This window comes from Microbacterium wangyouchuni, from assembly GCF_054072595.1.
Map to the genome: position 1 here is coordinate 60,277 of NZ_JBSVRM010000002.1, position 26,982 is coordinate 87,258.

Annotated in this window: 23 protein-coding genes and 1 riboswitch; of the genes, 7 read left to right on the forward strand and 16 right to left on the reverse strand. The window is 64.9% G+C overall.

Features of this window, described 5'->3' with window-relative positions; all coding sequences use genetic code 11:
• Positions 1 to 48: 48 nt before the first annotated feature.
• Positions 49 to 1,488, reverse strand: a complete 1,440-nt coding sequence (locus ACW5CM_RS03025; RefSeq protein ID WP_457124152.1) for a helix-turn-helix domain-containing protein — start codon at positions 1,486 to 1,488, stop codon at positions 49 to 51.
• 110 nt (positions 1,489 to 1,598) lie between these two features.
• Between ACW5CM_RS03025 and ACW5CM_RS03030 the strand changes: the two genes are divergently transcribed.
• Positions 1,599 to 3,464: a phosphoenolpyruvate carboxykinase (GTP) gene (locus ACW5CM_RS03030; RefSeq protein ID WP_457124153.1), complete on the forward strand. Its 1,866-nt coding sequence runs from the start codon at positions 1,599 to 1,601 to the stop codon at positions 3,462 to 3,464.
• A gap of 84 nt (positions 3,465 to 3,548) precedes the next feature.
• On the opposite strand, the gene ACW5CM_RS03035 is transcribed toward ACW5CM_RS03030, so the two are convergent.
• Both ACW5CM_RS03035 and ACW5CM_RS03040 read right to left on the reverse strand, forming a co-directional pair.
• Entirely contained in the window at positions 3,549 to 5,468 is a 1,920-nt protein-coding gene (locus tag ACW5CM_RS03035; RefSeq protein WP_439255009.1) for an ABC transporter ATP-binding protein, read from the reverse strand.
• Between the two features lie 25 nt (positions 5,469 to 5,493).
• Positions 5,494 to 5,700 carry an AsnC family protein gene (locus tag ACW5CM_RS03040; protein ID WP_457124154.1) on the reverse strand — a complete coding sequence of 69 codons (207 nt, stop codon included), beginning with the start codon at positions 5,698 to 5,700 and terminating at the stop codon, positions 5,494 to 5,496.
• A gap of 72 nt (positions 5,701 to 5,772) precedes the next feature.
• Between ACW5CM_RS03040 and ACW5CM_RS03045 the strand changes: the two genes are divergently transcribed.
• Both ACW5CM_RS03045 and ACW5CM_RS03050 read left to right on the forward strand, forming a co-directional pair.
• Complete coding sequence (locus ACW5CM_RS03045; RefSeq protein ID WP_457124155.1) at positions 5,773 to 6,804, forward strand: S66 family peptidase; 1,032 nt, start codon at positions 5,773 to 5,775, stop codon at positions 6,802 to 6,804.
• A gap of 73 nt (positions 6,805 to 6,877) precedes the next feature.
• The gene (locus tag ACW5CM_RS03050) at positions 6,878 to 8,131 is read left to right on the forward strand and encodes an HNH endonuclease signature motif containing protein (protein ID WP_457124156.1); all 1,254 of its coding nucleotides are present in this window, start codon (positions 6,878 to 6,880) and stop codon (positions 8,129 to 8,131) included.
• A gap of 11 nt (positions 8,132 to 8,142) precedes the next feature.
• Here the strand turns inward: ACW5CM_RS03050 and ACW5CM_RS03055 are convergent, their stop codons facing one another.
• The 12 genes from ACW5CM_RS03055 to ACW5CM_RS03110 form a co-directional block, all read right to left on the reverse strand.
• The gene (locus ACW5CM_RS03055) at positions 8,143 to 9,366 is read right to left on the reverse strand and encodes an alpha-hydroxy acid oxidase (protein WP_438253297.1); all 1,224 of its coding nucleotides are present in this window, start codon (positions 9,364 to 9,366) and stop codon (positions 8,143 to 8,145) included.
• Positions 9,363 to 10,094: an ABC transporter ATP-binding protein gene (locus ACW5CM_RS03060; RefSeq protein WP_438253298.1), complete on the reverse strand. Its 732-nt coding sequence runs from the start codon at positions 10,092 to 10,094 to the stop codon at positions 9,363 to 9,365. Before ACW5CM_RS03060 ends, ACW5CM_RS03055 begins: the two co-directional genes overlap by 4 nt.
• Entirely contained in the window at positions 10,081 to 11,775 is a 1,695-nt protein-coding gene (locus ACW5CM_RS03065; RefSeq protein WP_438253299.1) for a branched-chain amino acid ABC transporter ATP-binding protein/permease, read from the reverse strand. Before ACW5CM_RS03065 ends, ACW5CM_RS03060 begins: the two co-directional genes overlap by 14 nt.
• On the reverse strand, positions 11,775 to 12,650 hold the full coding sequence (locus ACW5CM_RS03070) for a branched-chain amino acid ABC transporter permease (RefSeq protein ID WP_438253300.1): 876 nt from the start codon (positions 12,648 to 12,650) through the stop codon (positions 11,775 to 11,777). The genes ACW5CM_RS03065 and ACW5CM_RS03070 overlap by 1 nt, the downstream gene beginning before the upstream one ends.
• Before the next feature lie 25 nt (positions 12,651 to 12,675).
• Positions 12,676 to 13,851 (reverse strand): ABC transporter substrate-binding protein, encoded by a 1,176-nt coding sequence (locus tag ACW5CM_RS03075; RefSeq protein WP_457124157.1) that lies wholly within the window; start codon positions 13,849 to 13,851, stop codon positions 12,676 to 12,678.
• 180 nt (positions 13,852 to 14,031) lie between these two features.
• Positions 14,032 to 14,382, reverse strand: a complete 351-nt coding sequence (locus ACW5CM_RS03080) for a Fe-S protein (RefSeq protein ID WP_438253302.1) — start codon at positions 14,380 to 14,382, stop codon at positions 14,032 to 14,034.
• Positions 14,383 to 14,429: 47 nt separating this feature from the next.
• Positions 14,430 to 14,909, reverse strand: coding sequence for a 6,7-dimethyl-8-ribityllumazine synthase (gene ribH / locus ACW5CM_RS03085; RefSeq protein WP_438253303.1), 480 nt, complete (start codon positions 14,907 to 14,909; stop codon positions 14,430 to 14,432).
• Positions 14,906 to 16,180: a GTP cyclohydrolase II gene (ribA, locus tag ACW5CM_RS03090; protein ID WP_438253304.1), complete on the reverse strand. Its 1,275-nt coding sequence runs from the start codon at positions 16,178 to 16,180 to the stop codon at positions 14,906 to 14,908. Before ribA ends, ribH begins: the two co-directional genes overlap by 4 nt.
• Positions 16,177 to 16,809 carry a riboflavin synthase gene (locus ACW5CM_RS03095; RefSeq protein ID WP_457124158.1) on the reverse strand — a complete coding sequence of 211 codons (633 nt, stop codon included), beginning with the start codon at positions 16,807 to 16,809 and terminating at the stop codon, positions 16,177 to 16,179. Before ACW5CM_RS03095 ends, ribA begins: the two co-directional genes overlap by 4 nt.
• Positions 16,809 to 17,849, reverse strand: coding sequence for a bifunctional diaminohydroxyphosphoribosylaminopyrimidine deaminase/5-amino-6-(5-phosphoribosylamino)uracil reductase RibD (gene ribD, locus ACW5CM_RS03100; RefSeq protein WP_457124159.1), 1,041 nt, complete (start codon positions 17,847 to 17,849; stop codon positions 16,809 to 16,811). Before ribD ends, ACW5CM_RS03095 begins: the two co-directional genes overlap by 1 nt.
• A gap of 51 nt (positions 17,850 to 17,900) precedes the next feature.
• A riboswitch (FMN riboswitch) is annotated at positions 17,901 to 18,044 on the reverse strand.
• Between the two features lie 70 nt (positions 18,045 to 18,114).
• Positions 18,115 to 18,978 (reverse strand): Fpg/Nei family DNA glycosylase, encoded by an 864-nt coding sequence (locus ACW5CM_RS03105; RefSeq protein ID WP_439255001.1) that lies wholly within the window; start codon positions 18,976 to 18,978, stop codon positions 18,115 to 18,117.
• Positions 18,979 to 19,015: 37 nt separating this feature from the next.
• Positions 19,016 to 20,023, reverse strand: coding sequence for a LacI family DNA-binding transcriptional regulator (locus tag ACW5CM_RS03110; RefSeq protein WP_438253308.1), 1,008 nt, complete (start codon positions 20,021 to 20,023; stop codon positions 19,016 to 19,018).
• A gap of 116 nt (positions 20,024 to 20,139) precedes the next feature.
• Here ACW5CM_RS03110 and ACW5CM_RS03115 point away from each other — a divergent pair, with 116 nt between their 5' ends.
• From ACW5CM_RS03115 to ACW5CM_RS03130, 4 genes are all read left to right on the forward strand, one after another.
• Positions 20,140 to 21,252 (forward strand): carbohydrate ABC transporter permease, encoded by a 1,113-nt coding sequence (locus tag ACW5CM_RS03115; RefSeq protein ID WP_438253309.1) that lies wholly within the window; start codon positions 20,140 to 20,142, stop codon positions 21,250 to 21,252.
• Positions 21,249 to 22,136 carry a carbohydrate ABC transporter permease gene (locus tag ACW5CM_RS03120; RefSeq protein WP_438253310.1) on the forward strand — a complete coding sequence of 296 codons (888 nt, stop codon included), beginning with the start codon at positions 21,249 to 21,251 and terminating at the stop codon, positions 22,134 to 22,136. The genes ACW5CM_RS03115 and ACW5CM_RS03120 overlap by 4 nt, the downstream gene beginning before the upstream one ends.
• Positions 22,137 to 22,167: 31 nt before the next feature.
• The gene (locus tag ACW5CM_RS03125; RefSeq protein WP_438253311.1) at positions 22,168 to 23,544 is read left to right on the forward strand and encodes an extracellular solute-binding protein; all 1,377 of its coding nucleotides are present in this window, start codon (positions 22,168 to 22,170) and stop codon (positions 23,542 to 23,544) included.
• Positions 23,545 to 23,607: 63 nt separating this feature from the next.
• Entirely contained in the window at positions 23,608 to 26,223 is a 2,616-nt protein-coding gene (locus ACW5CM_RS03130) for a glycoside hydrolase family 2 protein (RefSeq protein WP_457124160.1), read from the forward strand.
• A 24-nt stretch (positions 26,224 to 26,247) separates the two neighbouring features.
• Here the strand turns inward: ACW5CM_RS03130 and ACW5CM_RS03135 are convergent, their stop codons facing one another.
• Positions 26,248 to 26,982, reverse strand: coding sequence for a TetR/AcrR family transcriptional regulator (locus ACW5CM_RS03135; RefSeq protein WP_457124161.1), 735 nt, complete (start codon positions 26,980 to 26,982; stop codon positions 26,248 to 26,250).

Here is a 26,982-nt window from a genome sequence, read left to right on the forward strand (position 1 = left end):
AAAAGGGAGCCACAACTGGACACTCGCAAGGGGGTGCAGGGGGGAAAGCTACTCGGCGTGGCGGGCGAGGAACGTGTAGACGTCGTTCTCGTCCACGCCGGGGAATGCACCGCGGGGCAATGGCGAGAACATATGCGTGTGCACGCGGGCGCTCGGCCAAGCCTTGTTGCTCCATCGCGACGTCAGATCCGGGGCGGGGCGCCGGCAGCACGCCTCATCGGGGCAGGACGACACTGCACGCTCGGCGGTTTCCCGTCCGCGCCACCAGCGGGCATCGTCGAAAGGCACGCCAACGGTGATCGAGTATTCGCCGTCGTCAGCGGTTCCGGTCTGCGTCGCACACCAGAAAGTGCCCGCGGGGGTATCGGTGTACTGGTGACGCTCGGTGGTGCGGTTCTGCTGGGTGAACGCCGAGCGCGCCTGGAACTTCCGGCACACCGGCTGGCCCTCCACAGCGCCGGTGACATCCATCGGCAGGAGCAGATCATCGTTCTCGTAGACGCGCGTGATGGCGCCGGTGTCGTCGACGCGGAGGAAGTGCAGCAGCATTCCTAGATGCTCGGTCATCAGATTCGTCATCCGCATTCCGGCGGCCTCGTGCGTCACACCGAAGGCGTCGCGGAAGTCCTCGACGGCGAGGTTGCGGTCTTTCTTGGCCTGCTGCAGGAAAGCGACGGACGCGGTTTCTGGCATCAGACAGCAGGCCGCGAAGTAGTTGATCTCCAGGCGCTGCTCGAGGAAATTCGCGTAGTCGGTCGGGGGAGTGTGCCCGAGAAGACGATGCGCCATCGCCTGCAGCGCCATGGAGCGCAGGCCGTGGCCGCCGGGGATGGATGCCGGTGGCAGGTAGATACGGCTGTTCTCGAGGTCGGTGATCGAGCGCGTCGACCGGGGCAGGTCGTTCGCGTAGATGAGTTCGAAGCCGAGCTTCTCGGCCATGATGATCACGGTGCGGTGGGTGAGCGCCCCGCTGACGTGCCCGGCCGCCTTCAGCTGCTTCTCGGCGAGCTTCTCGATGTCTCCGATGTAGTTGTTCTGAGCTCGCATCCGCAGGCGTAGTTCGGTGTTCGCGCGTCGCGCTTCTTCCGGAGTGGCGATGGCCTCGCGCTCGCGACGTTGGAGTTCGCGGTGCAATCCGAGAATCGACTCGATCGTCTCGTCGGGCATGCCTTTGGAGACTCGAACCGGTGTGATGCCGAGCTGGCGGAACACGGGGCTGACCTGAGCGCGCTCCAGCTCGATTTCCAGCGCCGCACGGCGGTTGGGCGGCTCACCGGAGATGAGGTCGGCGACCTCGGTATCGGTCGCCTGCGCGATCGCCTGCAGCAGGGAAAGCTTCGGCTCGCGCTTTCCGTTCTCGATGAGGCTCAGCTGGGAACCCGCGACGCCGACCTGCGCGCCGAGCTCATCGAGGGTGAAGCCGTGGGCGAGTCGGTGATGACGGATGCGGTGACCGAGAGTCGTGAGATGGATGCCGGAGTCGCTCATTCCTTGATCATAACGAAAGAATCGCACTTCTTTAACCTCAATCAGTCCGAAACCCCACCGGAATCCTGTCAAGAATTGAGGTACACGCCGATCTCTTCGAAGGAGCAGACATGGCCATGGCCGAAACCTTCACACCTCGCATCCCTGCTGTTGCACCGACACGGGCATTCGGTGCTGTGCCGACCTATGACACGCAGGCCTTTGCTGACCTGGTCGCGTGGGTCGATGGGATCGCAACACTTACTCAGCCGGATTCCGTGCACTGGGTCAGCGGCTCACCAGCAGAGAACGATGCGGTGCTGCGCGGTCTGGTTGACGAGGGGAAGCTGATCAAGCTCAACCCCGAATGGCGGCCCGGCTCATACCTGGCCCGCTCGAACCCCAGCGACGTCGCGCGCACCGAAGCGCGCACCTTCATCGCCTCCGAGCGCGAAGAGGATGCCGGTCCCACGAACAACTGGGCGGACCCGACCCAGATCCGCGAAACGATGACCGACATCTTCACCGGCTCGATGCGCGGGCGCACGATGTACGTCGTGCCGTTCTCCATGGGGGCCGTCGGCGGCCCGCTCTCGCACATCGGCGTTCAAATCACCGACAGCGCCTACGCCGTAGCATCCATCGGCATCATGACCCGCGTCGGCGACGCGGTCACCCGTCAGATCGCTGAAGGTGCACCCTGGGTCAAAACCGTGCACTCCGTCGGTGCGCCGCTGGCACCCGGCGAGCAGGATGTCGAGTGGCCCTGCAGTGACGAGAAGTACATCGTCCACTTCCCCGACACGCTCGAGGTCTACTCCTACGGATCCGGCTACGGTGGCAACGCCATCCTCGCCAAGAAGTGCTTCGCACTGCGCATCGCCTCGGTCATCGCCCGTGATGAGGGCTGGCTGGCCGAGCACATGCTCCTCATCCGCGTGATCGACCCGAAGGGCAAGGCCTACCACGTGGCCGCGGCCTTCCCCTCGGCGTGCGGCAAGACGAACCTCGCCATGCTGCGCCCGACCATCCCCGGATGGACGGTGGAAACCCTCGGCGACGATATCGCCTGGATCCGCCCCGGCGAAGACGGCCGGATGTGGGCGATCAACCCCGAGGCCGGCTTCTTCGGCGTCGCACCGGGCACCGGCGAATCAACCAACGTCACCGCGATCGAGACCCTGTGGGGCAACACGATCTTCACCAACGTCGCACTCCGCCCGGACGGAGACGTGTGGTGGGAAGGCCTGACGGACGCCCCGCCGGCGAACCTCGTCGACTGGCAGGGAAATGACTGGACTCCCGACTCGGGTCGTCCCGCAGCACACCCGAACTCTCGATTCACCGTGGCTGCAGCTCAGTGCCCGCAGATCTCCGACGACTGGGAAGAAGCTGTTCCGCTCGACATCATCCTGTTCGGCGGTCGTCGTGCGACCAACGTCCCGTTGGTCGTCGAGGCGACGGATTGGACGCATGGCGTCTTCCTCGGCTCGACGATCTCCTCCGAACGCACTGCCGCCGCTGAGGGGACTCTTGGGGAACTGCGCCGCGACCCATTCGCCATGCTGCCGTTCTGCGGTTACAACATGGGCGACTACTTCGCGCACTGGCTGAAGGTCGGTCGGTCGCTGCGCTTCGACCGTGCACCGCGGATCTTCCAGGTCAACTGGTTCCGTCGCGGCGCAGACGGCCGGTTCCTCTGGCCAGGCTTCGGCGATAACTCGCGCGTCGTGGACTGGATCATCCGCCGCATCAGTGGCGAGGTGAGCGCTGTCGACAGCCCGATCGGGCGTCTGCCGATCATCGACGATCTCAACCTGGACAACCTCGACATCCCCCAGCAGGATCTCGACGAGCTCTTCGCAGTGGATCCGGATGCTTGGCGGCAGGAAGCCGACTCGACAGAGGCGTTCTACGACACCTTCGGTGACAAGCTGCCGGCTGCGCTGCGCACCGAGCTCGCTTCGCTGCGCTACCGACTCGCCCAGGCCGAGTAAAGACCCGCGACGGCGGGATGGCAGGGACATACCCATGGCTGAGTGGTCCCGCCATCCTGTCGTCGCGTTAAGCCGCTCGGGGGACTAGGCCAGCAACTGGTGCCGTGCCAGATCGCGGTACAGCGGCGTCGATTCGATGAGTTCCGTATGCGTTCCCTGCCCCACGACCTCGCCAGCCTGCAGCACGACGATCTGGTCGCTGTCGACGACGGTGGACAGCCGATGCGCGATCACGATGAGCGTGCGGTCAGCAGAGACCGCATCGATCGCTTCGCGCATACGCTGCTCGTTCACCCCATCGAGAGATGATGTCGACTCGTCCAAGAGCAGGATGGGGGCCTCGGTGAGGAGAGCGCGGGCGATTGCGAGGCGTTGACGCTCACCGCCGGAGAGCATCACACCATCCTCACCGACGGGTGTTTCCAGTCCCAGCGCTCCGCGATCCAGCACGTCGCCCAGGTTCACGGCACGCAGAACACGTTCGCAGTCGGCATCCGTGGCCTCCGGCGACGCCAACCGCAGATTATCGGCCAACGTGCCGGCGAGGGTCGGGGCATCCTGCTCGACGTAGCCGAAGTTCGCGCGCAGATCCGTCCGCGGATAGGTGCGGATGTCGTGACCATCGAGGCGGATTGAACCACCAGTCGGGTCGTAGAACCTCTCGATCAGCGAGAGGATCGTGCTCTTTCCTGCACCGCTCGGTCCGACGAGTGCGACGCGGGAGCCGCGTGGAACTGCGAAGGAGACGCCGCGGAGTACGTCGCGATGTTCTTCTTTCGCGAGGGCTGAATCATCCGTCTTGCTTTCGAGGTGCGCATCGACGAGGACGGTGTGCGCCTCGGTCGTGGCGGCCTCGCGGGCGGCGATGACAGCATCCGGATAACGGAAGCGCACGTCATGGAACGACAGCGCGGGGACGACTGCCCGCCCGGTGGCAGGATCAGCGGCCGCATCAGCATCGCTTGTTCGGACGGCGGCGGCGATCGCGGCATCTTCCTGGTCTTCGGTGGGAAGATCAAGCACCTCTTGGATGCGGCCGAGGGCGCCGAGCGCCTGGTTGACCGACGTGATGGCGCCGAAGGTCGTGGCCAGCGGCATGAGCATCATAAACAGGAACATCACGAACGTGATGAGCGAGGCCACGGTGATAGCGCCCGCGGCAACGCGGAATCCTCCCACACCGAGCACGGCGAGCAGGGACAGCTGCAGTGCGACACCGGAGATCGGCACGACCAGAGCGGACACCTTGGCAATCTTCACACCGAGACCGTACGCCTCGCCGGCCAGGTGTGAGACCGACGTCGTCTCGCGTTCGGTGGCACCGGATGCGCGCACGGTGCGAATGGAACCGACGGCGCGTTCGACCGCCGAGGCGAGCTCGCCGACCTTCACCTGCTGCGCGGTGGAGGCGGTGCGGATTCGGCCGCTGAGCATGACCACCACGGCCAGCGAGAGCCCCACGACGGCGACGATGATGAGCAGCAGGATCGGATCGATGATCAGCATGGCGATCAGAGCGCCGAGGAACAGGATCGCGCTGCCGACGGCATCTGCAAGTCCTTGCGTGAGTACGGCATACAGCAGCGTCGTGTCGGTCCCGACGCGCGAGACGAGATCGCCGGTGCGGCGCGCGTCGAACTCGCGGATCGGCAGGTGCAGGATGCGGGCGATGAGCTGACGGCGACTGGAATGCACGACGGCTGTTCCGGTGCGCTGCAGCAGATAGTGCTGGTAGCCGGAGATGACGGATGACACGATCACGAAGCCGACCAGCAGCCAGACGAGCACTCCCAGCGTCTGATTGGACTGCACCGCGACGATGACCTGTCCGACCAGCAACGGCTGGGCGAGCGAGGTGGCCGCTCCGAACACACTGAGGATCGCGACGACGATCAGCGTGCGCTTGTGCTCGAACAGGAAGGGGAGAAGCTGGCGGAACGTGGCGCGCGGGCCGTCCTGCGGTGCGCCGCGTCCGCGTCGGCGGCTGGTCGCCGTGCGAGACATACGAGACCTCGATCTGAGTAAGGGGTTACCTACGACCGTACTTCCTATGTGCGGCCTGTTTTGTCACTCCGAGCGCGCTGGCGATCGCCTGCCATGAATATCCGGCCAGTCGCGCACGCCGCACCTGTGTCTCTTCGGTGCGGGCGATCTCACTGCGGATCCCGGCGAGTCGGTGCAGTTCAGCGATCGGCTCGCCATCCGGTTCGAGGCTTTGTGTGGTGCGAATAGTCATAACGTCAATATATGTTGACGATTCGGGTTCGTCAAGCAATGTTGACGCCTGGTCATGCGAGAGAATCAGTGGATGCTGACTGTGCCCAAGCTTGTTCCCGGCGACCGTGTCGCCATCCTTTCGCCCGCGTTTGCCGCGCCAGCGGTGGCTCCGGAGATCCATGAGCAGGCGCTGCGGCGACTGACTGAGCTGACCGGGCTCATCCCGGTCGAGTATCCGACCACCCGTCAGCTCGACGCGTCACCAGAAGCTCGGGCGGGCGATGTCAACGCGGCCTTCGCGGATCCCAGCATCCGAGCGATTCTTGCCACCATCGGCGGCGACGATCAGATCCTTGTCGTTCCGCACCTCGACGCGACGCTCGCGCAGGCCGACCCGAAGCCGTTCATCGGTTACAGCGATAACACCAACATTCTGAACTGGCTCTGGGGTATCGGCATCCCGGGGTTCTATGGCGGGTCAACGGCGGTGCACCTCGGGCCCGGCCCCGCCGTGGATGACGTTCATCTGCGCTCTTTGCGGGCGGCTCTGTTGGGTGGTGGGGAGATCGAGCTCACTGAGCCGGGGGAATCCGAGGACGTCGGCAAGCGCTGGGAAGACCCGCTCGCCCTCACAGAGTTCGGTGATCGCGTGCCGACGGAACCGTGGAGCTGGGCGGGCCCGGCCGTGCGCATATCCGGGCGCACCTGGGGTGGTTGCCTGGAATCGATCGATGCGCTGGCCCTCGCAGACCGACTGCCCGCACTGTCGGCGCTTGAGGGTACGATTCTGATCGCCGAGACGAGCGAAGAGCGTCCCTCGGCCGGGTGGGTGGGGCGCTGGTTGCGCGGCTTGGGGGAGCGAGGTCTCCTTGCGGCGGTCTCAGGGGTCGTCTTCGCGCGTCCGCCGGTCAGCGATTTCGAGTTCCACCCTTCGCCGGATGAGGCACAGGCGCTGCGGGATGCGCAGCGCGACGTCGTGATCGAAACCGTCGCCCATTACAACGCGGATGCTGTGGTCTGTGTTGGTGTGCCATTCGGGCACACCAGGCCGCAGTGGATCGTTCCCTACGGCGGAACCATCACGCTGGACGGCGCTGCACAGCGGGTGCTCGCCAGCTACTGATGCTTCGAAGATTTTTTCGAAAGTACACGAATAGACTCTTGTTTGATTAGAAGATAGATGCCATACTTGAGCTATGGCAGATATCTCTCCCATCGAAGTTGAGTTCCAGCGCGTATCCGCGTTGCGGGACGAATGGACCACGCTCGGAACCGAAGTCTCGCGGCTCGAGGCTCGGCGCGCCGAGATCATGGGCGAGCGGTTCGCGATGCTGCGCGAGAAGCTGCCTCCGGGTGCCTTCGACCATGACGTGGCATTCCGTTCGATGGCCGCCGAGTTCGCGGCGGCGGCGAATATGTCGCAGGGGACGGTAGAAGGCGACTTCTGCCGAGCAGACACTCTGAGGCGAGAGCTCCCCGAAATCGCGAAGGCGTTCGCGGCAGGGCTGATCAGTAAACGACACGTCGACGTCATCATTCCACCGACGATCGGGCTGCCGTATGGCGATGCAGATGCCTACGCGCAGTATCAGGCGCGCATACTCGAGTTCGCCGTCGGCGAGACCCCGGCCCGCACCGGAGCGCACGCCAAAGCACTTGTCGCAGCAATCGCTCCCGCCAGTGTCAGCGAAAGACACCGCAGCGCACGCGAGACGAGAAACGCGCAGTTCCACTCTCTCAGCGACGGTATGGGCCAGCTTGTCATCACGACGCCCGAAGTGCTGGGCAGAGCCGCCTTGGATCGTGCCACAGCCATGGCCAAAGTGGTCTTCGAACAGAACAAGAACGACACCTCTCCCGATGCCGACAGGCGAACGATGGGCCAGATCCGCGCAGATATCATCATGGATCTCCTCCTGGCGGGCAAGGCTGAATCAGTAACGGGCACGGCAGCCGAATCGATCAAGGCGACCGTGCAGATCACGCTCACCGCGAGCACCCTCACCGGTGACGACGAGCGGATGGCTGAGCTCGACGGCTATGGGCCGGTTCTCCCAGACCTGGCTCGAGACTTCGCCAGCAGAGCGACATCCTGGTCCCGCCTGTTCCTCGATCCGGAGGGGAAGGCCGTTTCCACTGACAATTACGTGCCAACAGCCTCGATGAAGCGATTTTTACGGGCGAGAGATCGACACTGCCGCTTCCCCGGATGCCGGATGCCCGTACACCGCTGCGAGATCGATCACAATCATGACCACGCCAAGGGCGGAGCAACCGAGATCTGCAACCTTTCGCACTTCTGCAAAGGGCATCACACGCTCAAGCATCCGGATCTCGACGAACGATATCGATGGTCTGCCACCCAGCTTCCCGGTGGGGCGATCGCATGGACGAGCCCAACGGGCGCCACGTATATCGACGAACCGCCGCCTCGCGTGATGTTCGTCTGACCGAAGTGGCGTCAGCCCAAGCTGACGCGTCCGCGCAGTTCCCCGATCGAGCTCACACCAGTGAGCTGCATCGTGCGCACCGCTTCCGCGCGCATGATCTCCAGCATCCGATCGACGCCGCGCTCGCCGCCAGCCATCAAGCCGTACAGGTACGCCCGGCCCACCATGCACGCGTCGGCGCCAAGACCGACGGCTGCAAGCACGTCCGCTCCCGACAGGATGCCGGTATCCAAGAAGACCTGTGCCTGGCCATCCACAGCAGCGGCGACCTCGGGTAGGAGCCGCAGGGGAGTAGGTGCGCGGTCGAGCTGCCGGCCGCCGTGATTCGAGACGACCAGTGCGTCAGCACCAGCATCCACCACCTGCCGGGCATCCTCAACAGACTGGATGCCCTTCACGACGAGCTTGCCCTCCCACTGTTCGCGCAGCCACGCGAGATCTGTGAAGCTCAGCGTCGGATCGAACATCTTCGCCACGAGCTCTGCGACCGTGCCATCGAAGGAACGCAGGCTCGCGAACTCGATCGGGTCGGTCGTGAGCACATTGATCCACCAGTTCGGATGCAGGGCGAAGTCCCACATCGTCTTCACATTCAGAGCAGGCGGAATCGTCAAGCCGTTGCGGGTGTCCCGCAGCCGGTTGCCAGCAACCGGCGTATCGACGGTCAGCACGAGGGTGTCAAAACCGGAGGACCGTGCCTCATCGATCAGCCGCAGCGTTCCCTCGCGGTCCTTCCACAGGTACAGCTGGAACCAGTTGTCTCCCGGTGCCTCGTCCTGCAGGGCACGCGGTGACGTCGTGCCCATCGTCGAGAGGCTGTATGGAACTCCGGCCCGCGCCGCAGCACGTGAGACCGCGATCTCGCCCTCATGATGCATCATCCGGGTGAATCCGGTGGGCGCCATGATCAACGGGAAAGAGGCCGGACGCCCCAGAATCATCGTGGACGTGTCCACGGCGCCGACGTCGCGCAGGACGCGGGGCGAGAACTCCACCGAGGAGAATGCCGAGCGCGCCCGGCGCAGGCTGAGCTCGTCCTCCGCTGCCCCGTGCACATAGTCGAACACGGAGCGCGGCGTCGTGCGCCGAGCTACCTGCGCCAGATCCTTCACCGTCAACGCTGCGCGCAGCCGTCGCTCGACGGGATCGAGCACAGGACGACGGAATCCGAGCAGCGGAGCTACGGCTGACCAGGTGGGGATGCGGCGCCGGATGCGCCGGCGGGAGACACTCACGCGGTTGTGCCTCCGGTACCCAAGTACGCCTGGATGATGTCGTCATCGGCGAGCAGATCGGATGCCGCACCCGAGCGCACGACTGAGCCGTTCTGCAGGATGTGTCCCTCGTCCGCTGCCTGCAGCGCACGACGAGCGTTCTGCTCCACCAGGAGCACCGTGGCGCCGGTGGCACGAATCTCAGAGATCACCTCGAACACGCCGTCGACGATCTTCGGAGCCAGCCCCATGGACGGCTCATCCATCAGCACCAGACGCGGCTGCGCGAGCATGGCCCGGGCGATGGCGAGCATCTGCTGCTCGCCACCCGACAGTGAACCCGCTGCCAGCGACCGACGCTCACCGAGCACCGGGAACCGCTGATACATCTCGTCGATCGCGGATCCGGCACGTCGCCCCTGCGAGCGGGCACCCATCCGCAGGTTCTCGGCGATGGTCATGGTCGCCAGAATCTGACGGCCCTCCGGCACCTGGACGAGGCCACGAGGAACCAGCTTGTGCGAACGGGTACGGGTGATGTCTGCACCGTCGTAGGTGATCGTCCCCGAAGCCGGACGCACGATGCCCGAGATCGCATTGATGATCGATGACTTGCCGGCGCCGTTGGCTCCGACCAGCGTCACGAGCGCTCCCGGGGCGACATCGAAGGAGACGCTGCGGACGGCCTCTACGCGTCCGTACGAGACCACGAGGTCCTTCACGCTGAGCAGTGGTTCAGACATGGTCATCGGCCTCCGTATCTGCGCTGTCGGCCGAGCCGAGGTACGCCTCGATCACCCGTTCATCGGCTGCGATCTCATCGGGTGTGCCATCGGCGAGCACCTCACCGAAGTTCAGCACGATGATGTGGTCGCAGGTGCCCAGCACCATGCCGACGTTGTGTTCGATGAAGATGATGGTCAGGCCATCCGAAGCCAGCGAACGGATGAGCTCCGACAAGCCCTCGGCCTCGACGTGGTTCATACCGGCGGCCGGTTCATCGAGGATCAGCAGGGAAGGATCGGCGGCAAGGGCCCGCGCGATCTCCAGCCGACGCTGGTCGCCGTACGACAGTGCGGTGGCCGTGACATCAGCCTTGTCGAGCAGGCCGACCCGGCGCAGGCAGCGGGCCGCGTGCTCCAGCGCGAGACGCTCGTCGCGTCGCGCCGAGGGCAGCCAGATCAGCCGACGCAGGAACGTGGGCTTCGCGACCAGGTGGGCGCCGATGAGGACGTTCTCCAAAGCGGTGAGGCGGTTGAAGAGCTTCGAATGCTGGAAGGTGCGGGTCACACCCGCTGCCGCGAACTTGTGCACCGGGGTCTTGCCGATCTGAACGCCAAGCACCGTCGCTGATCCGCCCGACGGCGGGATCAAGCCACTGAGCATGTTGACCAGCGTGGTCTTGCCAGCGCCGTTGGGTCCGATGAGGCCGACGACCTCGCCGCTTCGGATGGTCAGATCGACGCCGCGCACAGCGTGTACGCCGCCGTATTCCTTCGAGAGACCCTTCAACTCGGCGATGACTTCACCCGCGGCGGGGTGGCTGCGGCCGGTTGCCGGAGCATCCATGTCGAGAGCGCTGATATCGATGCGCTGCTTGCGACGCGGGATCAGGCTCGCGATGCCGCCGGGCAGGTACAGGATGACGATGAGCAGCAGCAGCCCGGACAGGAACGGGCGGATCCAGCCCGCTTCGATCCCGATGAGGCGTTGGATCTCCGGAAGCATGGTCTGGAAGCCGCTGCCGAGGATCGGTCCGAAGAAGTTCGCCGTTCCGCCGACCACCGCGGTGACCAGACCATCGATGGCCGTTTCGAACGCGAAGTCCTCCGGTGCGATCAGGCGCATGTAATACGCCCACATCACGCCGTAGAGCCCGGCGAGCACACCGGCCGAGACGAATGCGGTCAGGCGGTGCCCGCCGACGTTGATGCCGATGGAACGCGCGGCGAGTTCGTCCTCGCGGATCGCCTCCAGCGCCCGGCCGTAGCGTGAGCGGGTCTGACGCCAGAACCAGTACGCGACGATGATCAGCACGACCCAGGCGATGACCGGGGTCATGATCTTCGGCACGGACATGCCCTGCGCACCGCCGGTCCATTCGGCGTTGAGGATGAAGATGCGCATCGCCTCGGCGAATCCGAGGGTTGCGATGGCGAGGAACACCCCGCGCAGCTTCATCGTCGGAAGACCGAGGATGACAGCGGCGAGAGCGCCCACCACCATTCCGACGAACATCGCGAACAGCAGAGTGGGGAGCGGGCCCCACTCGGTCGGAGCAGGGGCGATGCTGGCGGCGACGAATGCGGACAGCCCAGCGAATCCGGCCTGAGCGAGGCTCAGCTGGCCGGCGACGAGAACCGCGTAGAACGAGAACGCGAAGACGCCGTTCATCGCGATGAAGACGAGAGTCGACTCCGTGAAGAACATCAGACTTCCCGCACCTTCCGCTTACCGAACAGTCCCTGTGGTCGCAGCAGCAGAATCAGGAACAGCAGAGCGAACGCGATCAGATCACGCCAGCTCGATCCGACGTACTGGATCGTGAAGACCTCGGCGATACCGAGGATCAGCCCGCCGATCAACGCGCCGGGAAGAGAACCCATACCGCCGACGATGATGACGGCGAGCCCTTTAAGCTCGATCGCGGTTCCCATGCCGAGCTGGGCGCTATTGACGTTCAGAGCGAACAACACACCCGCAACAGCGCCGAGCGCCGTCGATATCGCGAAGGTGAGGGAGGTTACCCGGTCGACATTCACGCCGAGAACGCGGGCGGCGGTGGGGTTCTCCGCCACCGCCCGCATCGAGCGTCCCAGTGACGATCGCTTCACCAAAATGGTGAGGGCGATCATCAGTCCCAGCGAGATCGCGAGGATTGCCAGCTGCAGATAGCTTGCTGTCACCCCGCCGATCTGAAGGGACTCATCAGATACCGTCCCCGCCGGGAAGCGGCGGGTGTTCGGTCCGAAGAATGCCTGCAGCAGTGCGATCACCATGCCGCCGAGCGCGATGGACGAGATCAGACCCGCGAAGTGCGCGTCTGGTCGGTCCCGCAACGGGCGGAAGGCGATGCGTTCGATGAGCAGACCCAGGATGCCTCCGAAGAGGAACACCAGGATCAGCACAACGCCGATCGGAAGATCGTAGGCCTCGGTGAGCCAGATTCCGACGAATGCCGAAGCGGCGAACGCCGAGGGATGAGCCAGGTTCAGTCGATCCAGGATGCCGAATACCAGGGTGAACCCGATAGCGAACAGCGCATAGATCGAACCGAGAAACAGGCCATTGAGCAACTGCTGCATGGTGTGTCCTCAGGGAGGGAGACGGTTAGTTCATCACGGCGAAGGAGCCGTCCTTGACGATCTGCACCACTGCCGGGTGCTCAGCGTCACGGTCAGCGTTGATTGTCAGCGAGCCCAGCGGGGTCGCCAGATCCTTCACCTGGGTGAGGCCATCCTGGACATCGGTGCGCTCGCCCGAGCAGTTCACGCGAACCGCGTGGTCGATGACCAGCAGACCGGTGTACGCCTGTGCGGCGAACTGGTCAGGCGCCGAGCCGAACTCCTCCTCGAACGCCGCCATGAACTCGGTGTTCTCGGGGCTGTCAGAAGCAGAGTTCCAGGCAGCGCCGACGATGACGTCCTCAGCGGCTTCGCCAGCATCCGCCATCAGCTGCGGGTTGTTGAACCCGTTGCCGCCGATGATGGGCTGGTCGATGCCGAGTTCGCGCGCCTGGGTGACGAGCGGGATTGCCGCCTCGATGAGCGCGGAGACGACGATCGCGTCGGGCTGGAGTTCCTTGGCGGCCGTCAGCAGGCTGCGGAAGTCAGTGTCGCTGACCGAGAAGGTCAGTGTGTCGAGGATCTCAACGCCGGAGTCCTCGAGAGAGGATGCCATGACCTCGTACCCGGACTCGGTGAAGGCGTCATCGTTGCTGTACATGACGACGACCTTCTCCAGGCCGAGCTTCTCGGTGGCGGCCTGGATCGTCTGCGGGATGACCTGGCCCTCGGTGAGCGAGTCGCGGAAGATGAAGTCGCCCTGCGCGGTGATGCCCTCTGCCGTGTTGGAGATGGCGACGACCGGAAGGCCCGCTTCCTGCGCGACCGGCTGTGCCTGGAAAGCGGTGTTGGAGAGGGTAGGTCCGATGACGGCGCTGGTGCCGTTGGCAGCGAAGCCCTCGAACACGGAAATCGCCTGGCGCGGGTCGGTGCCGTCGTCTTCGATGGTCAGGTCGTACTCGACGCCGTCTTCAGCATTAAGGTGCTCAAGCGCGAGCTCGAGGCCCTTCTGCTGCGACTCGCCGTAGCTGGCAGCACCACCGGTCAGGCTGAGCGCCGCGCCGACGGGAACGGTTGCGTCGATGACACAGCTGTCACCGCTGCCGGAACCCTTCAGAGCGCCGGCTTCTCCGCCGGACTCGCCGCCGCCGCTGGCTGCGCAGCCAGTGAGGACGAGGGCGGAAGCAGACAGGACGACAGCAGTGCGAAGCAAGTAGCGCATGTGATTCTCCGATCGTGAGGCAGGGTGGATAAGCCGCGGATCGGTTCCGCCGGTGCAGGGGTATGGCGGAGCTTCTCAGGGGTTGCAGCGCCTCAGCCTCTGTGATGGGCGCGCGTTTACGGCAACGGATCGATTATAGGCAAGATCACAGCTTGTTGTCATGACAAGCAGCCCGGCGAGTCACCAGAGGACGGCGATACCGGCGTTGACGAGCGTCAGGATGCCCACGAGCCAGAAGACGGCCGGTGCGACGCTGCCGGTCTTGCGCTGCTTCGATGTACCGATGCCCAACAGTGCGCCGATGATCAGCAGAACCACGAGCTTGGTGCCGATCTTTGCGTAGTTCATGTCACCCTCGATGCCCCACGGGGCTGCAAGAGCGAGACCTGCAACAGCAGCGATCGCCATTCCGATGCTCATCAGGCGGGTGAACTCGCGCTTCCCGCCGAAGGCCTGCACAGCCCACGATCCGAAGAGCGTGGCAAAGCCGATGAGGTGAATGAATACGACGACGTGGCGCAGGGTCTCCATGTCCTCACAGTAGGCCGACACCGAAGAAAGTGCCAGATAGGCGACCCTCAGTCGCGCAGCTGCTTGATGAGCAGCGCGGTACGCAGCGCAGCATCCGCCGCTTCGGCGCCCTTATCTTCCTTCGAGCCGGCGAGACCCGCGCGATCGATGCCCTGCTGTTCGTCGTCGAGGGTCAGCACACCGAAGCCGATCGGCTTTCCGGCATCCAGCGACACCCGGGTGAGCCCATCGGTCGTCGCAGCAGACACGTATTCGAAGTGCGGTGTGCCGCCTCGGATGATGACACCGAGAGCGACCACAGCATCCGCACCGCCGGCGAACGCAGCCTGCGCTGCGACCGCGAGCTCGAACGATCCGGGCACGCGTACGACCTCATAAGAGGCACCGGATGCCGTGAGCACCCGCTCGGATCCGGCGATCAGACCGTCCGTGATGGTGTCGTGCCAGGTGCCGGCGATCACGACGACGCGGAGTCCGGCGCCGTCGATCTTCTCGGTTCCTGTCGAAGGGGCTCCTGCGCCGCTCATACGTTGTCCTTTCCCTGGGCAAGGGCTTCGGCCAGCTCGGCTGCGCCGAGGATATGACCCATGCGATCGCGCTTGGTTTCGAGGTACTGATGGTTGTTGACGCCGACGCCAACGATCAGCGGAACCTGTTCGATGACATCGAGGCCGAGCTCGCGCAGCTTGGTGACCTTGTCGGTGTTGTTCGTCAGCAGGCGCACCTTCGAGACGCCGAGATCGCTGAGGATGCCGGCCGCTGAGGCGTACTCGCGGGCATCTGCCGGAAGGCCCAGAGCGAGGTTCGCGTCGACCGTGTCGAGCCCCTCCTCTTGCAGGCTGTATGCCCGCAGCTTGTTGATCAGCCCGATGCCGCGTCCCTCGTGCCCGCGCATGTAGATGACGACGCCGCCCTGGCGTTCGATTGCCTCAAGCGACGCGTCCAGCTGCGGACCGCACTCGCACTTCAGTGACCCGAACGCCTCGCCGGTCAGACATTCGGAGTGCACGCGCACGAGCGCAGTCTCATCGAGTTCGCCCGAAACGACGGCGATGTGGTCCGTGCCGGTGACGCGATCCTTGTAGGCGAGAAAACGGAATGTGCCGTGCGAGGTGGGCACCGTGGCATCCGCTCGCAGACTCACTCGGCGACGACCTGCGTGCGATGACGTCACTGGCGCGTCCAGCGGGTCGGTCTCATTCAGGTGGGCGATGAGCTGTTCGATCGTGATCACCGGGATCTCGTACTGCTTGCCGAGTTCCTTGAGGCCAGGAAGACGCATCATGCTGCCGTCTTCGTCGACGACCTCGGCGATCGCGCCGACGGGCTCCAGGCCTGCCAGTCGCATCAGATCGACCGCGGCTTCCGTGTGGCCACCGCGTTCACGTACGCCGCCGTCGACAGCGCGCAGCGGCAGCACATGTCCTGGGCGGATGACGCTCGTCGCTGTCGACTGCGGGTTCGCCAGCACGTTGAGGGTGTGTGCGCGGTCGGAGGCGCTGATGCCGGTCGTCACGCCTTCTGCGGCATCCACGCTGACCGTGTATGCGGTGGAGCGGGCATCCTCATTGGCTTCGACCATGGGAGGCAGGTTGAGGGTGTCGGCGAGATCTGCGGGCATGGGTGCGCAGATGAAACCGGATGACCAGCGCACTGTCCAGGCGACCCACTCGGGGGTGGCGAGCTCTGCGGAGAGGATGACGTCACCCTCGTTCTCACGGTTCTCGTCGTCGGCGACGATGACGGGACGCCCTGCGCGCAGAGACGTGAGAGCTTCTTCGATGGTGGCAAGGCTCATCGCGAGCCTCCTTCCGAGACAGCCCGGAACGCGAGGAGGCGTTCAACATGGCGGGCGAGGATGTCAGTTTCGAGATTGACGCGGTCGCCGACGGCGCGGGTTCCGAGCGTGGTGGCGGTGAGGGTTTCCGGGATGAGCGAGATTTCGAACCAGTGCGACGCGGTCAGTGAAGGGTCTGACACCGCACTCACCGTGAGGGATGTGCCATCCACCGAGATCGAACCCTTGTCGACGACTAGCGGCGCAAGCTCGGCCGGCAGCGAGACGCGCAGAACGCTCCATTCGACGCCAGGACGCACCTCCAGAACTTCGCCCGTGCCGTCGATATGCCCCTGGACGATATGGCCGCCGAGACGTGCACCGACGGGCATCGCCTTTTCAATGTTGACGCTGGTGCCGACGGATGCTGTGGCAAGCGCCGATACGTCGAGCGTCTGCTTCATCACATCCGCGGCGAAGGAGTCCGAGGTCGACTCGACCACGGTGAGGCAGACGCCGGAGACCGCGATCGACTCGCCGTGCACAGCATCCTGAACAGCGCGTGGCGCTCGCACTGTCAACCGCCAGCCGTCACCAGACGGGGCGATGGCAGTGATCTCGCCGATCTCTTCGATGATTCCGGTGAACATCAGCGGACTCCCTTGCTCTGCGGTTCTGGGGCGGTCGGGTGCGCGATCGCGAGGAGATCGGCGCCTAGCGGCACCCACTCGTCGATCGTCAGACGGCGGGCGGCATCGATCGTCGGCACGCCGATGTCAGTCAGCGCCAGGCGATCGCCGCCCAGCAGGACCGGGGCGATGTAGGCGAGCACACGATCAGCGAGGCCAGCGGCGATGAACGCGCTGGCCAGCGTCGGGCCGCCCTCGATGAACACGCTCTGGATGCCGCGAGCATGCAGGTCGCGGACCACGACATGCAGATCGCGGGTGCTGAAGAAGAGTGGATCGTGCGGGTGGCGGTGCACGGCAGCATCCGGTGGTGTCGCGCGGGACCCGATGACGACGGGGATCGGCTGATGCGCGTACAGGGTGTCGCCGTCACGTGCGGTGAGGGCCGGATCATCGGCGAGCACGGTGCCGGTGCCGACCACGATCGCGTCGGCCTCGGCCCGGCGGCGGTGCACATCGGCGCGTGCATCCGGGCCGGTGATCCACTGACTGGTGCCATCGGTCGCAGCCGCGCGTCCGTCCAGGCTCTGCGCCCATTTCACGGTGATGTGCGGGCGGCCCGCACGCTGAGCGGTCAACCAATCGGAGATCACCGCGCGGGCGGCGTCTGTCTGTTCGCCGGAATCAACATCCACACCGGCATCGCGCAACCTGTCGGCGCCGCCACCGGATGTGGCACCGGGATCATCCAGCGCGTAGACGACGCGGCTGATCCCTGCTTCGATGAGCGCCAGGGCGCAGGGGCCGGTACGGCCGGTGTGGTTGCAGGGCTCGAGGGTGACGACGGCGGTTGCGCCGCGAGCCGCACCGGGCGGCAACTGCGACAGCGCGTCGACTTCGGCGTGCGGAGTGCCGGCACCACGGTGCCGGCCTTCAGCGATGATGTCGCCGGCGGGGGACAGGATCACAGCCCCGACCTGCGGGTTGATCCCGCGGGGGCCGAGGACGGCGAGCTCGAGCGCACGCGTCATCGCGCGGCGCTCTGCGTCGTTCACTGCCATCCGTCGTCCTTCGGTTTTCCTCCGGGGATGATAGACGGCGCGCTCTCGCGCATCGTGCTGCCTCCCTTCCGGACTAGCGAGATCTCTCTCACATCACCGTCGGTCCCGGAATTCCACCGGATCGGCATCTGAATATCTCAGACACTCGCGGACTGTCACCGCCGGTTCGGATTCACACCGACCCCGGAGCACGTTGATGCTCAGTGTACTCAACGCGTGGACGCACATTTCATTCCGCGTCGGGCAGAGAGGATTTGCGCCTATGTCACTTGAGTAGCCGTGACAGCCTGCGGTCCGCGAGGATCTTGCCCCCGGTCTGGCAGGTGGGGCAGTACTCCAGCGAACGCTCGGCGAAGAACACACTGCGCACCTCATCGCCGCAGACCGGACACGCCTCACCGCGGCGCGCGTGCACCCGGAACCCCGCGCGTTTGGCGTCCTTGAGGTCGGCCGGTGGTTTTCCGGATGCTGCGGCGACAGCAGCCGTCAGCGTCGTCTGCATTGCACGGAACAGACGATCGATCTCGTCATCGGCCAGTGTTGCGGCGATCGCGTACGGCGACATGCGCGCGGCGTGCAGAATTTCGTCGGAATAGGCGTTTCCGATGCCCGCGATCACCGATTGATCGCGCAGCAGTCCTTTGATCTGCGTGCGGCGCCCCGCAATCAGTGTGGCGAAGGTGTCTCGGGTGAACGATTCCCTCAGCGGATCCGGCCCGAGCCGAGCAATGCCGGGAACGTCTGCGGGATCTCGCACCACGGAGACAGCGAGTGACTTCTTCGTGCCCGCCTCGGTGAGATCGAACCCACTGCCATCGTCGAGGGCGACACGCAGCGCAATCGGAGATCTTCCGGGTCTGATCACTGTTGATGGCAGCTTCTCGTACCAGCGCAGCCAACCAGCTTTGGCGAGGTGGAAGACCAGATGCAGATCCTCACCGCAGGAGAGCACGACGAACTTGCCGTACCGCGTGGCGGCGGTGACTGCTGCTCCCTCCAGAGCGGTATTCGGCGGATCATACGTTTTGAGAGCTGCGATCTCTCCGACGCTCGTGCGCGTGATCGCCCGTCCGACGGTGCGCTCGCCGAGGAAGGTGACGAGCCCGTGGACTTCCGGCATCTCCGGCATGGCATCATCCTGCCATCGGTATCCGACGCTCGAAAGGTCAGCCGCGGCCGGAACTCTCCCGCACGATCAGTTCGTAGCCGATGTCGACGTTGGTCGGCTCGAGAGTGTCATCATCGAGAAGCGCGAGCAGGGAATCGACGGCCCGATCGGCGATGGCCTGCTTGTCCGGGGCGATCGTGGTCAGCGATGGCACCGAGAATTCGGCCTCCTGCACATCGTCGATCGAGGTGATCGCGACGTCTTCCGGCACACGTACGCCCATGTTCGCGAAGGCGCGGATGGCGCCGAACGCCAGCATGTCGGTGAAGCAGACGAGGGCGTCGAAGCGGGTGCCCGCCTGCCACGCCTGCGTGATGCCCTCCAGCCCCGCCTGTCGACCGAAGCGATCGGTGTAGAGCACGAGTTCCGGGTCGAAGGGGATGCCCGCCTCGTCGAGAGCCTGGCGATAGCCGCTCAATCGCAGCCGGGAGCTGCGATAGAGCTCGGAGTGATACGCACCCAGCGTGGCGATGCGGCGGTGTCCACGCTCCAGCAGGTGCCGGGTGATGTCTGCCGTCGCTGCGACGTTGTCGATCGCGATGTTCGTGTAGCGCGAGCTGGAGATCTGCTCGCCGATGAGCACGGTGGGCACATTCGGGGGAGTGCGGTAGAGCTCTTCCTTCTCCATCGACATCGGTGAGAACACCAGTCCGTCGACGATATGGGAGCTGAGATCGCGCAGGACGCGCCGCTCGTTCTCGCGGATGCCGCCGGTCTGTGTCGCGATGACGGTGTAGCCGCGCTTTTGCGCAGCGATTTCGACCAGCTCGCTCAGCTCGGCGAAGTAGGGCTGGGAGAGCTCGGGCACCGCGAAGCCGAGGATCCGGGTGCGCCCCTGCCGCAGCCGACGCGCGGAGATGTTGGGCCGGTAGCCCAGTTCTTCGATGGCAGCGTGCACGCGCTGCCGGGTACTGTCGCGCACATGGACGAAGTCGTTCACCACGTTCGACACCGTGCGTGGTGAAACGCCGGCGAGCTTCGCCACATCATTGATGCTCGCGCTCATTCAGGCCCTTCTTCGGTCACGGTTCGATCCCATCCTCGCAGACGCATTTGACAGAACGTATGCCACGTGGCAAAAATAACTCTATTGCAAGTTTGCAACGTGGCAAAGGAGAACGGATGTCGAGCCCCTCGACCATCGAGCGCAGCCGCATGCGCCGAGCATCACAGCGCAGCGGCAGTGGCCTCAAATACGGCATCGCCTTCACTGCGCCCTTCCTGGTGCTGTACCTGATCTTCGTGATCTATCCGGTGCTGCAGGCAGTATGGATGAGCTTCCACGACTGGGATCTCCTCGGCGCCACCCGCGATTTCATCGGCCTCGACAACTTCGAGCGGATGCTGTGGGGCCACGAGATCACCTGGTCGATGACCCACCTCCTCCTGCCGCGGGCCGTGCTGGTGATTGCGGCGATCGCCCTGCTGATTCGCCCGCTACTGCGTCGTCGACTCACCATCGGCGTGGGCCTGGGCGTCGCCGGCATCCTGGCGATCGTCGTAGCACTGGGCTTCCACCCGTCCGAGGGCGGATTCTGGTTCGATCCGGATTTCTGGACCGCGCTGCAGAACACGCTCCTGTTCACAGTCATCTCGACGCCGCTGATCGCCGGTCTCGGCCTGGTGATGGCTCTCGCACTGCAGGGAAATCGTCGGGGAACACGCATCTACCAGATGGTGTTCTTCGTGCCCTACATCCTGCCGGTGTCGGTCGTTACGCTGGTGTGGACGTACTTCCTCTCGCCGAACCAGGGGCTGCTCTCAGCGATGCTCGAGCCGCTCGGCATCGATCCGATCCCCTGGCTGTCCAACCCGAGCGTGGCGATGTTCGCCGTGATCGCCACCACCGTCTGGTGGACGGTCGGATTCAACCTCGTGCTCTTCTCCGCAGGGCTTCAGGACGTCGACCCGGCCCTCTACGAGGCGGCGTCGCTGGATGGCGCGGGCGCCTGGCGCAAGTTCACGAGCATCACGCTTCCCGGCATCAAACACGTGCTGCTGCTGGTCATGGTGATGCAGGTGATCGCCTCGTTCCAGGTCTTCGGCCAGGTCAACATCATGACCGGCGGCGGACCGGGCACCTCCACCCTGGTGCTGATCCAGCACATCTATGAGGCGGGCTTCCGCGACTTCGAGCTCGGCTACGGATCGGCGATGTCGCTGTTCCTCTTCGCGGTGATGCTCGTCGTCTCGGTCATCCAGATGCGTACCCTCGGCAAGGACGACAGCAAATGAGTGCACAGACGATGGCGATGACCGTCTCCGACAAGCGTGCCGCCCCGGCTCGCATCCGCCGCAGTGGGGTCGTCACTGCCTGGTATCACGTGGCGATGATCGTCGCTGCGCTGGTCTGGCTGATTCCGATGCTCTGGATGCTGTCGCTCTCGCTGAGTGACAACCAGGCTCTGACCAAAGAGACCCAGACGCTGATCCCGCAGGGCTTCACACTGGAGAACCTGTTCGGGGTGTTCAGCGTCGGTCTCACCAGCCGCTGGTTCATCAACAGCGCGATCGTGACCATCTTCACCACGCTGCTCACAGTGCTGCTGTGCGCCATGGCCGGATACGCCTTCGCGCGCTTCACCTTCCGCGGCAAGACGATCGTCTACGCGAGCGTGCTCGCAGGCCTCATGATCCCCAAAGAGGCGATGTTCATCCCGTTGTTCACGATGGTGGCCGACGTATCGATGCACAACACCTATGCGGCGCTGATCCTGCCGCGCATCGCCGCGCCGCTGGGCGTGTTCCTGATGACGCAGTTCTTCTCGCAGGTTCCGGCAGAGGTCGAAGAAGCCGCGCGCATCGACGGTGCAGGACCCTGGCGCACCTTCTTCTCCGTCATGCTGCCGCTGGCCCGGCCCTCGATGATCGCTCTGGCGATCTTCACCTTCGTGCAGACCTGGAACGACTACCTGTGGCCGCTCGTGTCGGCGACGAAGTCGGAGATGTTCACCATCACCACCGGTCTGGCATCCCTGCAGGGCAACTTCGCGCAGGCGACTGAACTCGGCAGTCTGATGGCCCGCGGACTGATCGGTTCGCTGCCGCTGCTGCTGGTCTTCATCTTCTTCCAGAAACACCTCATCCGAGGCATCTCCATGACCTCGGGCAGCAAGTAGTACCACTGTCCACACAACAAAAAGGAAAACCATGCGAAAGACCAAGACTGCTGTTGCGGCAGCGTCGCTGACTGCAGCGGCGTTGCTGCTTACCGCCTGCGGCACCGGCGCTGAAGCCGGAGCCGGTACCGGCGACGCCGGAGATCTGAATGAGCAGATCGCCGCTGTCACCGCCGACCAGCTCGAGGGCACCACCATCACCATGTCGCGCATGTTCGGCGACTGCGAGGAGAGCACTCAGGGCGTCACCGACCCGGCGCTGGCGACCACCGAGTGCGAAGCGATCCAGATCCTCACCAACAAGTTCAACGCCGAGAACGACAACGGCATCACCGTCGACCGCCTCGGCGGCACCGACTGGAACTCGTACTACGACGCCTTCAACGCGTCTGTCGCCGGTGGCGAGCCCGCGAACATCGCCAACCTGCACGACTACTCGATGTCGGACTACGCCACCCGCGACCAGCTGCTGGCGTTCGACCCCGAGTCGTTCGACATCGACATGACGGATGCCACCGAGCAGGCGCAGAAGTCGGTCATGTGGGACGGCTCCACCTACGCCGTTCCCTTCGACGCGCACGCGCTGGTGATGCACGTGAACACCGACGTGCTCGCCGAGGCGGGCTACATCGGCGAGGATGGTCGCCCGGTGCTGCCGACCAGCCCCGAAGAGCTCCTGCAGATGGGCAAGGACGTCAAGGACAAGACCGGCCTGATGCTGTTCTCCGCGGGCTTCGCCAACGATGACATGGCTTGGCGCTTCTTCTACTCCCTGGTTCGCCAGCAGGGCAGCGACGTGGTCTCGGCCGATGGCAGCGCCGAGGTCGACACCGAGGCGGCGGCTGCCGCGCTCGAGCTCATCAACGAGATGCTCGACGCCGGCTACATGCACACCGACGCCGACTACGCCGGCTCCATCGACGAATGGAAGAGCCAGCAGTCCGCGATCCTGCTCAACGGCGTGTGGGCGATCAACGAGTACGCAGCGACCCTCGACTTCGGCTACACGGTCACCGACCTGCCGACCATCTACGAGGCACCGGCCGCATGGGCGTCCTCGCACATGTGGGTGCTGCCGCGCCAGAAGGGCGACGACCCGGTCAAGTACCGTGCTGCGCTCGAGTTCGCGAAGTTCCTCTACGACAACAGCGGATCCTGGTCGATTGCCACCGGGCACATCGCACCGCGGGTCTCGATCATCGAGTCCGAGGAGTACCTGAACGCTCCGGAGCGTGCGAACTACACCGAGACCGCTCTGACCGGCATCAGCTTCGTGCCGCAGATCGAGAACTGGACGGCGGTCAAGTCGCTGATCCACGCTCAGCTGGACGAGGTCTGGTTCAGCGGCAAGGACGTCGCTGACGCCCTTGGCGAGGCACAGGCACGCGTCACGCAGGAAATCAAGTAACACCGAAGTTCTGAGGGGTGGGGTCCACCTGACCCCACCCCTCACTTTTTGGAAGAAGGCCCCATGTCAACCGCCCACCGCGCCGCCGTCAGTCTCGACGGCGCCTGGCTCTTGCACCTTCCTGGCGAGTCCGAGACGCATCAAGTCTCGGTCCCCGGTACCTGGACTACTCAGGTTCCCGGCCACGGTGATTCGCACGAGACCGTCCGCTTCCAGCGTGCACTCGAGCTGCACAAGCAGGCTGGACGGCGCCTGGTGCTGTGCTTCGGAGCGGTGAACCACACAGCTTTGGTGCGGGTGAACGGCAACGAGATCGGCACGCACATCGGTGCGTGGGAGCCCTTCGAATTCGACATCACGGATGCTGTCGTCGACGGCACGAACACTCTGGAAGTCACCGTCTCCTACCCGCCGCGCTACGGCTCGGCCGATGAGGCGGGTTTCCTGGAGCATCCCCTGGGCAAGCAGTCCTGGTACGGCACCACCGCGGGGATCTGGCAGTCGGTGACGCTGGAAGAACGGCACCCGGTTCACCTTCTCTCGCTTGCTGTGCGAACGGATGCCGCAAGCGGCGAAGTGACCATCGCGGGCTCGGCGACGGCGGGAGCGGATGCTGCGCGGGTTCGGCTGCTGCGCGATGGAGCTGTTGTCACGGCCGCTGCACTCGGAGTGCAGGGCACAGATATCGCCGGCTCAGTCACAGTCGAGAACCCGGAGTTGTGGGACCTCGACCACCCCAATCTGTACACGGTCGAGGTCTCGCTGGAGCAGGCGGGCGAGAACACCGACCAGATCACGCGCGAGAGCGGCTTCCGCAGCTTCCGCGCGGACGCCGGACGGTTCTTCCTCAACGACCGGGAGATCTACCTGCGCGCTGTTCTCGATCAGGACTACCACCCCGGTGCCACCCTGGCTCCAGAGGATTTCGCGGCCTGGGAAGACATGCTGCGTCAGACCAAGGCGCTCGGCTTCAACATGCTGCGCGTGCACATCAAGCGTCCCGATCCGCGCTATTACGAGATCGCCGACCGCCTGGGGATTCTCGTGTGGACGGAGCTGCCCAGCTGGATGACCTGGACGCCGGAGACCGCCGCCGATGGCCACGCGCTGCTGCGTCGCCTCATCGATCTCGACGCCCACCATCCGAGTATCGTCATCTGGACCATCATGAATGAGTCCTGGGGGATCGATCTCGCCAGCGCCACGCAGCGAACCTGGCTGCGCGAGGTGTTCGATGACATCGAGCAGTACGCCGCGGGATCCCTCGTCGTGGACAACTCAGCCTGCGAACCGAACTTCCATGTGCGCACGCACATCGATGATTTTCACGTTTACCGCGGGATTCCGGAGAGTCGCGCACTGTGGGACGAGAAGATCGCCGACTTCGCCGCGCGCCCGGACTGGACCTTCTCGCCGCACGGCGATGCTGAGCGCACCGGCGCCGAACCGCTCGTGCTCAGCGAGTTCGGTAACTGGGCGCTGCCGCATGCGCTCGATCAGTACGACGCGGATGGCGCTGAACCCTGGTGGTTCGCCCTCGGGGCGGACTGGGCGTTCGGCGCTGCGGAAGGAACGGGGCTCATGCCGCGGTTCCGCTCGCTGGGGCTGGAAGAGGCGTTCGGTTCGTGGGAGGAGCTGGTTCGTCAGCTGCACCACGCGCAGCTGGTCGCCAACCGCTATCAGACCACCAGCATCCGCCTGCATGACGACATCAGCGGCTACGTGCTCACGCAGCTCAGCGATGTGCAGTGGGAGGCCAACGGCCTGTTCGACATGAACCGCAGGCCCAAGCAGTACACCGCGGAGTTCGCGCTTGCTAACGGCGAGCATGCCGTGGCGCTGCGCCCACAGACCTATAGCCTCTATGCCGGCGCGGAGTTGCCGGTCATGGTGACGTCACTGCCTTCGCCAGCCGGTCTGCCGGAGGATGCCGTCATCCGCGTGCGCGTCGACGGTGAGACGGCTCTCGAATACGCCGTGCCCGGCGATCGAGAAGAGCGGATGTTGAACATCCCCGTGCCCGCGGCTGTTGGACAGCACCGTGTCGAGGCTGAACTGCACGGCGGGGGAGCGCTGCTCGCCCGCGATGCCGCGGACATCCTGGTCGTCGCTGACACCGCGTGGACCGGTGGTGCAGTGCGGGCGGGAGACGAAGCTGCTGCCCAGTGGCTGAGCGCGCTCGGCGTGCCGGTCGACGTCGAAGCGGATCTGCTCGTGTCACTCTCATTCACCGCTGAAGCGCAGCAGCACGCCCGCTCGGGTGGGCGTGTGCTCGTCCTCGCGGAAACGCAGGATGCCCTGGGCTCGGCATTCGACTATCTGCCGTCGGCGCGTCTGGCCTTGCGCGCGGGGGACGGGGACTGGGTGCCCCGTACTGAGTGGCTGGATCGACGCGGTGCCTTCGCTGAGGTTCCCGGCGACACGATCCTCGGCATCGCCTTCGAAGATCTGCTCGGCGAGTTCGTGATCAGCGGCATCCCCGGTCCACTGCGTGCAGCGATCGTGCACTCGGCGATTTTCTCCGGGTGGCTGCGGGGAGCGGCGACCAGCACGGCGACCGTGCGCTGGAGCGAGGGCTCTGTGACGATCAGCACGCTGCGGGTGCGCACAGCGCTGGAGAAGGCGCCGATCGCACGAGCCGTCGGCCACGCGTTGCTGCGGGCCGCGGCGACCTCCTGACCGCGATCCGCCGATCAGAGCGGCTCAGACGGCGCGGCGCAGAAGCTGGATGCTGGCGATTCTGAGCCGCTCGATGGCAGTGATCTCACCGCGCAGAAAGGCGATCAGGGCGTTGAGGAAGATGCCATCGAACAGGGCGTACGCCGCTGTGGCATCGACCGTGGGCGTGCGGCCTTCGAGTTCGCTGTAGCGCGAGATCACCGCCCAGACCATCTCGGACAGCAGTCCGTCCAGCGCGACGATCGTGTCGCGGAACCCGGTTTGGAACAGTGACTGGTTGCGCAGGTCGTACCAGAGCCTGTGCATGTCGGCCTCATCACGCAACGTGGCGGCCATCGCCTGCGCGAATCGTTCGGCGAGCTCCGCACCGCTGAGTGAGGTGGCGATGATCGGGTCGTAGCGTTGGACGCATTCGGACTTGTACTGCCAGATAGCCTGGCCGATCAGATCGTCTTTGTCGTCGAAGTAATAGTGCAGGATACCGAGGGACAGATCGGTGTGCGCGGCGACGTCGCGGAGACCGGTGTTGGCGAAGCCCCGTGCGGCAATGGCTGCCAGTGCGGCATCGGCAAGCTCACGTCGCCGCAACGCATATCTGCCCGCGCCGGACTTGTCAGCACGGACGACGGCATCGACCATCGTTCCTCCAGGGGTGGGATGGTCGATTTTACCCCTGATCCATGGGAAAATCGAGGACTTGTTCTCGGGATCGTAATGGTTGCTCGCCTGTCCCGTGTCCGAGGCAGCGACTAAGCTCAT

What these genes read in the sequence shown, in the direction of transcription:
- ribA (WP_438253304.1), bottom strand. Translation starts at nt 16,180, where the DNA reads ATGAGCCTTGCCACCATCGAAGAAGCTCTCACGTCTCTGCGCGCAGGG.
- ACW5CM_RS03040 (WP_457124154.1), bottom strand. Translation starts at nt 5,700, where the DNA reads ATGACTATTCGCACCACACAAAGCCTCGAACCGGATGGCGAGCCGATC.
- ACW5CM_RS03065 (WP_438253299.1), bottom strand. Translation starts at nt 11,775, where the DNA reads ATGTTCTTCACGGAGTCGACTCTCGTCTTCATCGCGATGAACGGCGTC.
- ribD (WP_457124159.1), bottom strand. Translation starts at nt 17,849, where the DNA reads ATGGCAGTGAACGACGCAGAGCGCCGCGCGATGACGCGTGCGCTCGAG.
- ACW5CM_RS03135 (WP_457124161.1), bottom strand. Translation starts at nt 26,982, where the DNA reads ATGAGCTTAGTCGCTGCCTCGGACACGGGACAGGCGAGCAACCATTAC.
- ACW5CM_RS03125 (WP_438253311.1), top strand. Translation starts at nt 22,168, where the DNA reads ATGCGAAAGACCAAGACTGCTGTTGCGGCAGCGTCGCTGACTGCAGCG.
- ACW5CM_RS03070 (WP_438253300.1), bottom strand. Translation starts at nt 12,650, where the DNA reads ATGCAGCAGTTGCTCAATGGCCTGTTTCTCGGTTCGATCTATGCGCTG.
- ACW5CM_RS03025 (WP_457124152.1), bottom strand. Translation starts at nt 1,488, where the DNA reads ATGAGCGACTCCGGCATCCATCTCACGACTCTCGGTCACCGCATCCGT.
- ACW5CM_RS03115 (WP_438253309.1), top strand. Translation starts at nt 20,140, where the DNA reads ATGTCGAGCCCCTCGACCATCGAGCGCAGCCGCATGCGCCGAGCATCA.
- ACW5CM_RS03030 (WP_457124153.1), top strand. Translation starts at nt 1,599, where the DNA reads ATGGCCATGGCCGAAACCTTCACACCTCGCATCCCTGCTGTTGCACCG.
- ACW5CM_RS03095 (WP_457124158.1), bottom strand. Translation starts at nt 16,809, where the DNA reads ATGTTCACCGGAATCATCGAAGAGATCGGCGAGATCACTGCCATCGCC.
- ACW5CM_RS03130 (WP_457124160.1), top strand. Translation starts at nt 23,608, where the DNA reads ATGTCAACCGCCCACCGCGCCGCCGTCAGTCTCGACGGCGCCTGGCTC.
- ACW5CM_RS03050 (WP_457124156.1), top strand. Translation starts at nt 6,878, where the DNA reads ATGGCAGATATCTCTCCCATCGAAGTTGAGTTCCAGCGCGTATCCGCG.
- ribH (WP_438253303.1), bottom strand. Translation starts at nt 14,909, where the DNA reads ATGAGCGGCGCAGGAGCCCCTTCGACAGGAACCGAGAAGATCGACGGC.
- ACW5CM_RS03110 (WP_438253308.1), bottom strand. Translation starts at nt 20,023, where the DNA reads ATGAGCGCGAGCATCAATGATGTGGCGAAGCTCGCCGGCGTTTCACCA.
- ACW5CM_RS03035 (WP_439255009.1), bottom strand. Translation starts at nt 5,468, where the DNA reads ATGTCTCGCACGGCGACCAGCCGCCGACGCGGACGCGGCGCACCGCAG.
- ACW5CM_RS03075 (WP_457124157.1), bottom strand. Translation starts at nt 13,851, where the DNA reads ATGCGCTACTTGCTTCGCACTGCTGTCGTCCTGTCTGCTTCCGCCCTC.
- ACW5CM_RS03080 (WP_438253302.1), bottom strand. Translation starts at nt 14,382, where the DNA reads ATGGAGACCCTGCGCCACGTCGTCGTATTCATTCACCTCATCGGCTTT.
- ACW5CM_RS03105 (WP_439255001.1), bottom strand. Translation starts at nt 18,978, where the DNA reads ATGCCGGAGATGCCGGAAGTCCACGGGCTCGTCACCTTCCTCGGCGAG.
- ACW5CM_RS03045 (WP_457124155.1), top strand. Translation starts at nt 5,773, where the DNA reads ATGCTGACTGTGCCCAAGCTTGTTCCCGGCGACCGTGTCGCCATCCTT.
- ACW5CM_RS03060 (WP_438253298.1), bottom strand. Translation starts at nt 10,094, where the DNA reads ATGACCATGTCTGAACCACTGCTCAGCGTGAAGGACCTCGTGGTCTCG.
- ACW5CM_RS03120 (WP_438253310.1), top strand. Translation starts at nt 21,249, where the DNA reads ATGAGTGCACAGACGATGGCGATGACCGTCTCCGACAAGCGTGCCGCC.